This window comes from Stenotrophomonas sp. (assembly GCF_032056425.1).
Lineage (GTDB): Bacteria > Pseudomonadota > Gammaproteobacteria > Xanthomonadales > Xanthomonadaceae > Stenotrophomonas.
In genome coordinates this window covers 98,737-106,281 of the sequence record NZ_DAMBCN010000012.1, presented here as the reverse complement: position 1 = coordinate 106,281, position 7,545 = coordinate 98,737, and the positions used below count along the sequence as shown (strand labels likewise).

The window sequence follows — 7,545 nt, the reverse complement described above, 5'->3', positions numbered from 1 at the left end:
GCAGATCGTGCTGTCCAACGCCAATGCTGGCCTGCTGTACCTGCTGGCGATGACCTCGCTGGGCATCTACGGCATCATCTTGGCCGGTTGGGCGTCGAACTCGAAGTACGCGTTCCTGGGTGCCATGCGCGCCTCGGCGCAGATGATCAGCTACGAAATCGCGATGGGCTTCGCCCTGGTCGGCGTGATGATCGCGGCGGGCAGCCTGAACCTGAGCAACATCGTGATGGCGCAGGCTGGCAGCTCCGGCTTCTTCGACTGGTTCCTGCTGCCGCTGTTCCCGCTGTTCGTCATCTACTGGGTGTCGGGCGTGGCCGAAACCAACCGCGCGCCGTTCGACGTGGTGGAAGGCGAATCGGAGATCGTGGCCGGCCACATGGTCGAGTACTCCGGCGGTGCCTTCGCGCTGTTCTTCCTAGCCGAATACGCGAACATGATCCTGATCAGCTTCCTGATCTCGATCTTCTTCCTCGGCGGCTGGCTGAGCCCGATCCAGGGCTGGGTCGACCTGGGCAACATCTCGCCGCTGGTCGACTGGATCTGGAAGGGCGGTGCACCGTGGCTGTTCGTCAAGGTGTTCTTCTTCGCCAGTGCCTACATCTGGTTCCGTGCCAGCTTCCCGCGCTTCCGCTATGACCAGATCATGCGCCTGGGCTGGAAGGTCTTCATTCCGCTGGCCATTCTGTGGATCGCGGCTACCGCCGTCATGGTGTTCTTCGGCGTGATTCAAAAGGGCGTCTAAGTGATGAACAGGATTACCCATTACTTCAAGAGCCTGCTGCTGCTCGAACTGCTGGCCGGCCTGTGGCTGACGCTGAAGTACAGCTTCAAGCCGAAGTACACGATGATGTACCCGATGGAGAAGTTCCCGCAGTCGCCGCGCTTCCGCGGCCTGCACGCGCTGCGCCGTTACCCCAACGGCGAAGAGCGCTGCATCGCCTGCAAGCTGTGTGAGGCGGTCTGCCCGGCGCTGGCCATCACCATCGACTCGGCCAAGCGCGAGGACGGCACCCGCCGTACCACCCGCTACGACATCGATCTGTTCAAGTGCATCTTCTGCGGCTTCTGTGAAGAAAGCTGCCCGGTGGACTCGATCGTCGAAACCCACATCCTCGAGTACCACTTCGAGAAGCGTGGCGAAAACATCGTTACCAAGCCGCAGCTGCTGGCCCTGGGCGACCGTCTCGAAACCGAGATCGCCGAGCGTCGTGCCGCCGATGCCGCTTACCGCTGAGGTCGAGAGATGGATTGGGTAAATATCGCTTTCTGGGTGTTCGCCATCGCGGCAACGGTTTCGGCCGGTGCGGTGATCAGCGTGCGCAACCCGGTTCACGCCGTGCTCTGCCTGGTGTTGACCTTCTTCTCCATTGCCTGCGTGTGGCTGCTGGTGGGCGCCGAATTCCTCGGCGTGGCGCTGGTGCTGGTCTACGTGGGTGCGGTGATGGTGCTGTTCCTGTTCGTGGTGATGATGCTGGACATCGACCCCACGAAGATGCGCGAGGGCTGGGTGCGTTACCTGCCGGTAGGCCTGGTGGTTGCCGTGGCCATGCTGGTGCAGATGCTCATCCTGATCGGCGTGAAGGGCAGGGCGGTCAACGCCTTCCCGGCCGACAACGCTGCCGCGCTGGCCGCTGACAGCTCCAACATCACCTGGCTGGCACGCACGCTGTTCACCGAATACCTGCTGCCGTTCGAGTTCGCCGCCGTCATCCTGACCGTGGCCGTGGTGGCCGCCGTCATGCTGACCCTGCGCCGCCGTACCGGCGTGAAGAGCCAGAACCCGGGCGACCAGACCATGGTCAAGGCCGGCAACCGCCTGCGCATGGTCAAGATGGGCGCAGAACAGCCGGTCGTGCACAGCAACAGCAAGCCGGCCGCCGGCGAGGAGACCCAGCCGTGATTACCCTTGGCCACATGCTTGCGCTGGGCGCGGTGCTGTTCGCCATCAGCCTGGCGGGCATCTTCCTGAACCGGAAGAACGTCATCGTGCTGCTGATGTCGATCGAACTGATGCTGCTGTCGGTGAACGTGAACTTCGTTGCGTTCTCCCGCCAGCTGGGTGATCCGTCCGGCCAGCTGTTCGTGTTCTTCATCCTGACCGTTGCCGCTGCCGAGGCCGCCATCGGCCTGGCGATCCTGGTGACCCTGTTCCGTACCCGCCGCACGATCAATGTCGGCGAAGTCGATTCGTTGAAGGGCTGATCCACAGATGGAAATCACTCTCTCCAAGAGTCTGTTGATCGCAGTGGTGCTTGCACCGCTGTTCGGCAGCATCATCGCCGGCCTGTTCGGTCGCCAGGTCAAGCGCTTCGGCGCGCAGACCGTCACCATCCTGGGCGTGGCCATCAGCTGCGGCCTGTCGATGTACACGCTGTACCAGCTGCTGTGGGGCGGCGCGCAGCCGTTCAACCAGAACCTGTACACGTTCTTCGAAGTCGGCCAGTACTCGGCCCATGTCGGCTTCATGGTCGACAAGCTCACCGCCATGATGATGGTGGTGGTCACCTTCGTGTCGCTGCTGGTGCACATCTACACCATCGGCTACATGGAAGAAGATCCGGGCTACCAGCGCTTCTTCAGCTACATCTCGCTGTTCACCTTCTCGATGCTCACCCTGGTGATGAGCAACAACTTCCTGCAGCTGTTCTTCGGCTGGGAAGCGGTGGGCCTGGTGTCGTACCTGCTGATCGGCTTCTGGTTCAAGCGCCCGACCGCGATCTTCGCCAACATGAAGGCGTTCCTGGTCAACCGCGTGGGTGACTTCGGCTTCCTGCTGGGCATCGCCGGCGTGCTGTGGGTGTTCGGCACCCTGGACTACTCGCAGGTCTTCTCGCAGGCCGGCGCACTGGCCAGCCCCGAAGCCACGATGCAGATCTGGGACGGCACCCTGTTCGGCATGCAGCTGCTGAACGACCCGGTCGTGTGGTCGATCGCCACCGTCATCTGCATCTGCCTGTTCATCGGTGCCATGGGCAAGTCGGCCCAGGTTCCGCTGCACGTGTGGCTGCCCGATTCGATGGAAGGCCCGACCCCGATTTCGGCACTGATCCACGCCGCGACCATGGTGACCGCCGGTATCTTCATGGTCACCCGCATGTCGCCGCTGTTCGAGCTGTCGCAGACTGCGCTGAACTTCATCCTGTTCATCGGTGCCACCACGGCCTTCTTCACCGGCCTGATCGGTATCGTGCAGAACGACATCAAGCGCGTCGTTGCGTACTCCACGCTGTCGCAGCTGGGCTACATGACCGTGGCTCTGGGCGTGTCGGCCTACTCGGCCGCCGTGTTCCACCTGATGACCCACGCCTTCTTCAAGGCGCTGCTGTTCCTGGGTGCCGGTTCGGTCATCATCGCCATGCACCACGAGCAGGACATGCGCAAGATGGGCGGCCTGCGCAAGTACATGCCGATCACCTTCATCACCATGTGGATCGGTACGCTGGCCCTGGTCGGTACGCCGTTCTTCTCCGGCTTCTACTCGAAGGACACCATCATCGAGGCGGCCGAGATCCACGCCCACATGCAGCACACCTGGGTGGCCACCTACGGCTACTGGGCAGTGCTGGGTGGCGTGCTGGTCACCAGCTTCTACAGCTTCCGCCTGCTGTTCCTGACCTTCCACGGTCCGGAGCGCTTCCGTGACGCGCACCACAACGACCATGGCCACGGCCATGACGATCACCACGCCGCCGATGCCCATCATGCCGATGCGCACCACGGCGATGCCCATGACGACCACGGCCATGGCCACGGTCCGCATGAGCCGCACGAAACCCCGTGGGTGGTGACCCTGCCGCTGATCCTGCTGGCCATTCCGTCCATTGCCATCGGTTTCTTCAGCATCGGTCCGATGCTGCATGGCACCGACTGGGCCGGCCACCACGCGCACGCGGCCATCAAGGGCCAGGTCAACACGTTCTTCACCGGCATCGTCGATTTCTACGATCCGGCCAAGAACACCGTGGCCTTCCTGGGTGAAGAGTTCCATGGCCCGGTGGCGTTCGCGCTGCACGGCATGATGCTGCCGCCGTTCTGGCTGACCCTGGCGGGCTTCCTGCTGGCCGCGCTGTTCTACCTGTGGAAGCCGGACCTGTCGGGCAAGGCACGCAAGACCTTCGCCCCGCTGGTGTCGGTGCTGGAAAACAAGTACGGCTTCGACAAGCTGTGGATCGATGGCTTTGCCGGCGGCAGCGTCAAGCTCGGCAAGGTGTCGCGCTGGATCGACAGCAACATCGTCGATGGCGTGGTCAATCTCTCGGCACGTGTTGTGGACGTTGCAGCCGGCGTGCTGCGTCGTACCCAATCCGGTTTCCTCTATCACTACGCCTTCGCGATGATCATCGGCCTGATTGCCCTGCTGGGCGTGCTGATGCATTACCTGCGTTGATGACCTGTACGGAATAAGAAGACGTGTCGAACTGGCCCCTACTCAGTGTCCTCATCTGGCTGCCGATCATCGGCGGTGCCCTGATCCTTGCGATCCGTGATGCGCAGACCGCCCGCTGGGCGTCGCTGGGCATCGCGCTGCTGACCTTCGCGGCAAGCCTGCCGCTGCTGGCCGGCTACGATCCGGGCATCGATGCCCTGCAGTTCGTCGAGACCCACGCGTGGATCCCGGCGTACAACATCGGCTACAACCTGGGCGTGGACGGCATTGCCGTGGCGCTGATCCTGCTGACCACCCTGGTCAGCGTGCTCGCCCTGATCGGTGCCTGGAGCGCCATCAACAAGCGCGTGAACCAGTACGTGGCCGCCTTCCTGATCCTGGAAGGCGTCACCGTCGGCATCTTCGCTGCCACCGACGCGATGCTGTTCTACGTGTTCTTCGAAGCGATGCTGATCCCGATGTTCCTGATCATCGGTGTCTGGGGCGGCCCGCGCCGCATCTACGCAGCGCTGAAGTTCTTCCTGTACACCTTCCTCGGCTCGGTGCTGATGCTGGTGGCGCTGATCTACCTGTACATGAAGGGCGGCAGCTTCCAGCTGGCCGACCTGTACGCGCTGCAGCTGTCGGCCACCGAGCAGACGTGGATCTTCTTCGCCTTCCTCATCGCCTTTGCGGTGAAGGTGCCGATGTTCCCGGTGCACACCTGGCTGCCGGACGCGCACGTGGAAGCGCCGACCGCCGGTTCGGTCATCCTGGCCGCCATCGCCCTGAAGATCGGTGGCTACGGCTTCCTGCGCTTCAACCTGCCGATCGTGCCGGACGCCTCCAACGAATGGGCTTGGCTGGTCATCGCCCTGTCCCTGATCGCGGTGATCTACGTCGGCCTGGTCGCCCTGGTGCAGGACGACATGAAGAAGCTGATCGCCTATTCGTCGATCGCGCACATGGGCTTTGTCACCCTGGGTACCTTCATTGCCCTGTGGCTGGTGCGTGAGGCCGGCAATGCCGACGCCGCCCGCCTGGGCCTGCAGGGTGCGATGGTGCAGATGATCTCGCACGGCTTCGTGTCCGGCGCGATGTTCTCCTGCGTGGGCGTGCTGTATGACCGCATGCACAGCCGCCGCATCGCCGATTACGGCGGCGTGGTCAATGTCATGCCCTGGTTCGCCACCTTCGCCATGCTGTTCTTCATGGCCAATGCCGGTCTGCCGGGCACCAGCGGTTTCGTCGGTGAATTCATGGTCATCCTGTCGGCGTTCCAGCGGAACCCGTGGATTGCCCTGGGCGCGGCCACGACTCTGATCATCGGTGCGGCTTACACCCTGTGGCTGTACAAGCGCATCTTCTTCGGTGAAGTGGCCAACAGCCACGTGGCCGAACTGAAGGACATCAACGGCCGCGAATGGCTGGTGCTGGGCGTGTTCGCCGTCGGCGTGCTGGCTCTGGGCATCTACCCCAAGCCGCTGACCGACCTGATGGAGCCCTCGATCGCCAAGCTGGCCATGCAGATCGCATCCAGCAAGCTGCTGTAATTCCAGGATTTGATGATGACCACCTCGCCGCTGCTGCCATTGACCGCCGCCGACCTGCCACCGCTCGCCCCCGAGCTGGTGCTGATCGGCAGCGCCTTCGCCCTGATGATCCTCGACCTGTTCGTCAGCAACCGGAACAAGATCGTCACCCATCTGTTCTCGCTCGCGGCGCTGGCCGTGGTGCTGTTCATGCTGGCAACCGGCGTGGGCGGGCAGGGCGAGGTCTTCCACGGCATGTTCGTGCGCGACACGGCTGCCGACGTCATGAAGACCGGTATCGTGCTGCTCAGCGGCCTGACCCTGGTCTACGGCTGGCGCTACCTGCGTGACCGCAACCTGTTCCAGGGCGAGATCCCGGTGCTGATCCTGTTCGGCACCGCCGGCATGATGATCCTGGTCTCGGCCGGCAGCCTGCTGATGGTCTACCTGGGCCTGGAACTGCTGGCCCTGTGCTCCTACGCCCTGGTGGCCAGCAACCGCGACAGCGGTCTGGCCTCGGAAGCGGCGATGAAGTACATCGTGCTCGGTTCGCTGGCCTCGGGCCTGCTGCTGTACGGCATGTCGCTGATCTACGGCGCCACCGGCAGCCTGCATCTGGACGTCATCCGTGATGCCATCCCGCACTCGGAAGAGCGCGTGCTGCTGATCACCGGTGCGGTCTTCATGATTGCCGGCGTCGCCTTCAAGCTCGGTGCCGCGCCGTTCCACATGTGGCTGCCCGACGTGTACCAGGGCGCCCCGGCCCCGATCGCGCTGTTCATCAGCTCGGCGCCGAAGCTGGCCGCGTTCGGCATGGCGTACCGCCTGCTGGAAATGGGCGTGGGTCCGCTGTCCACCGAACTGCAGCTGCTGATCGGCGGCCTGGCCGCGGTGTCGCTGGTGCTGGGCAACCTGATGGCCATCGCGCAGAGCAATTTGAAGCGCATGCTCGCGTTCTCCACCGTGTCGCACATCGGCTTCCTGCTGATGGGCATCGCCGGCGGCGGCGCGCAGGGCTACGCGGCCGCGCTGTTCTACGCACTGGCCTACGCCATCATGTCCACCGCCGCGTTCGGCGCGATCATCGCGCTGTCCCGTGCGGGCTTTGAAGCCGAGAACATCGAAGACTTCAAGGGCCTCAATGCCCGCAACCCGTGGATGGCCGGCCTGGTGCTGTGCATCATGGCGTCGCTGGCCGGAATTCCGCCGTTCCTGGGCTTCTGGACCAAGCTGGCCGTGCTGGGCGCTGCGGTGAACGGCGGCCTGCTGTGGCTGGCCATCCTCGGCGTGCTGTGCGCCGTGGTCGGCTGCTTCTACTACCTGCGTGTCATCAAGGTCATGTACTTCGATGAGCCGGTGGGCGAGGCCATGCCGCGCAGCAACGATCGCGTGCTGGGCGTGGTGCTGGGCGTGAACGCGCTGGCGCTGCTGGCTTTGGGCCTGTCCTGGAACCCGATCATGGTCTGGTGCCAGAACGCTTTTGCGCATCTTGCATAAAAGTTGACACAAAGCTGCGCGATTCGTGTAATATGCGCAGCCTGAGTTGTCACTGCAGCGGTTCAGCCAGAACATCGTTGCGGTAGCCCTCCTCGAAAGAGCAGGGCAGCAGTTCAAACACTTCCGGTGCGGGGTGGAGCAGTCTGGCAG

Annotated in this window: 7 protein-coding genes and 1 tRNA gene (1 of these 8 only partly in view); all 8 read left to right on the top strand. The window is 63.4% G+C overall.

The genetic code is table 11. The features are described 5' to 3' along the window. Positions 1 to 742, top strand: a 742-nt coding sequence (locus tag RTY46_RS10190; protein ID WP_312708174.1) for an NADH-quinone oxidoreductase subunit H, incomplete at its 5' end; no start/stop codon positions are given. 3 nt (positions 743 to 745) lie between these two features. After that, complete coding sequence (nuoI, locus tag RTY46_RS10185; RefSeq protein WP_108750217.1) at positions 746 to 1,234, top strand: NADH-quinone oxidoreductase subunit NuoI; 489 nt, start codon at positions 746 to 748, stop codon at positions 1,232 to 1,234. 9 nt (positions 1,235 to 1,243) lie between these two features. Beyond that, positions 1,244 to 1,900: an NADH-quinone oxidoreductase subunit J gene (locus tag RTY46_RS10180; RefSeq protein WP_108753690.1), complete on the top strand. Its 657-nt coding sequence runs from the start codon at positions 1,244 to 1,246 to the stop codon at positions 1,898 to 1,900. Next, positions 1,897 to 2,202, top strand: coding sequence for an NADH-quinone oxidoreductase subunit NuoK (gene nuoK, locus RTY46_RS10175; protein WP_006381125.1), 306 nt, complete (start codon positions 1,897 to 1,899; stop codon positions 2,200 to 2,202). The genes RTY46_RS10180 and nuoK overlap by 4 nt, the downstream gene beginning before the upstream one ends. Before the next feature lie 7 nt (positions 2,203 to 2,209). After that, positions 2,210 to 4,387, top strand: a complete 2,178-nt coding sequence (gene nuoL / locus RTY46_RS10170; protein WP_312708173.1) for an NADH-quinone oxidoreductase subunit L — start codon at positions 2,210 to 2,212, stop codon at positions 4,385 to 4,387. Between the two features lie 23 nt (positions 4,388 to 4,410). Next, positions 4,411 to 5,919 carry an NADH-quinone oxidoreductase subunit M gene (locus RTY46_RS10165; RefSeq protein WP_312708172.1) on the top strand — a complete coding sequence of 503 codons (1,509 nt, stop codon included), beginning with the start codon at positions 4,411 to 4,413 and terminating at the stop codon, positions 5,917 to 5,919. 15 nt (positions 5,920 to 5,934) lie between these two features. Beyond that, entirely contained in the window at positions 5,935 to 7,395 is a 1,461-nt protein-coding gene (gene nuoN / locus RTY46_RS10160) for an NADH-quinone oxidoreductase subunit NuoN (protein WP_312708170.1), read from the top strand. Positions 7,396 to 7,522: 127 nt separating this feature from the next. Further along, positions 7,523 to 7,545: transfer RNA gene (locus tag RTY46_RS10155), tRNA-Met, on the top strand; it runs 154 nt beyond the window's last position.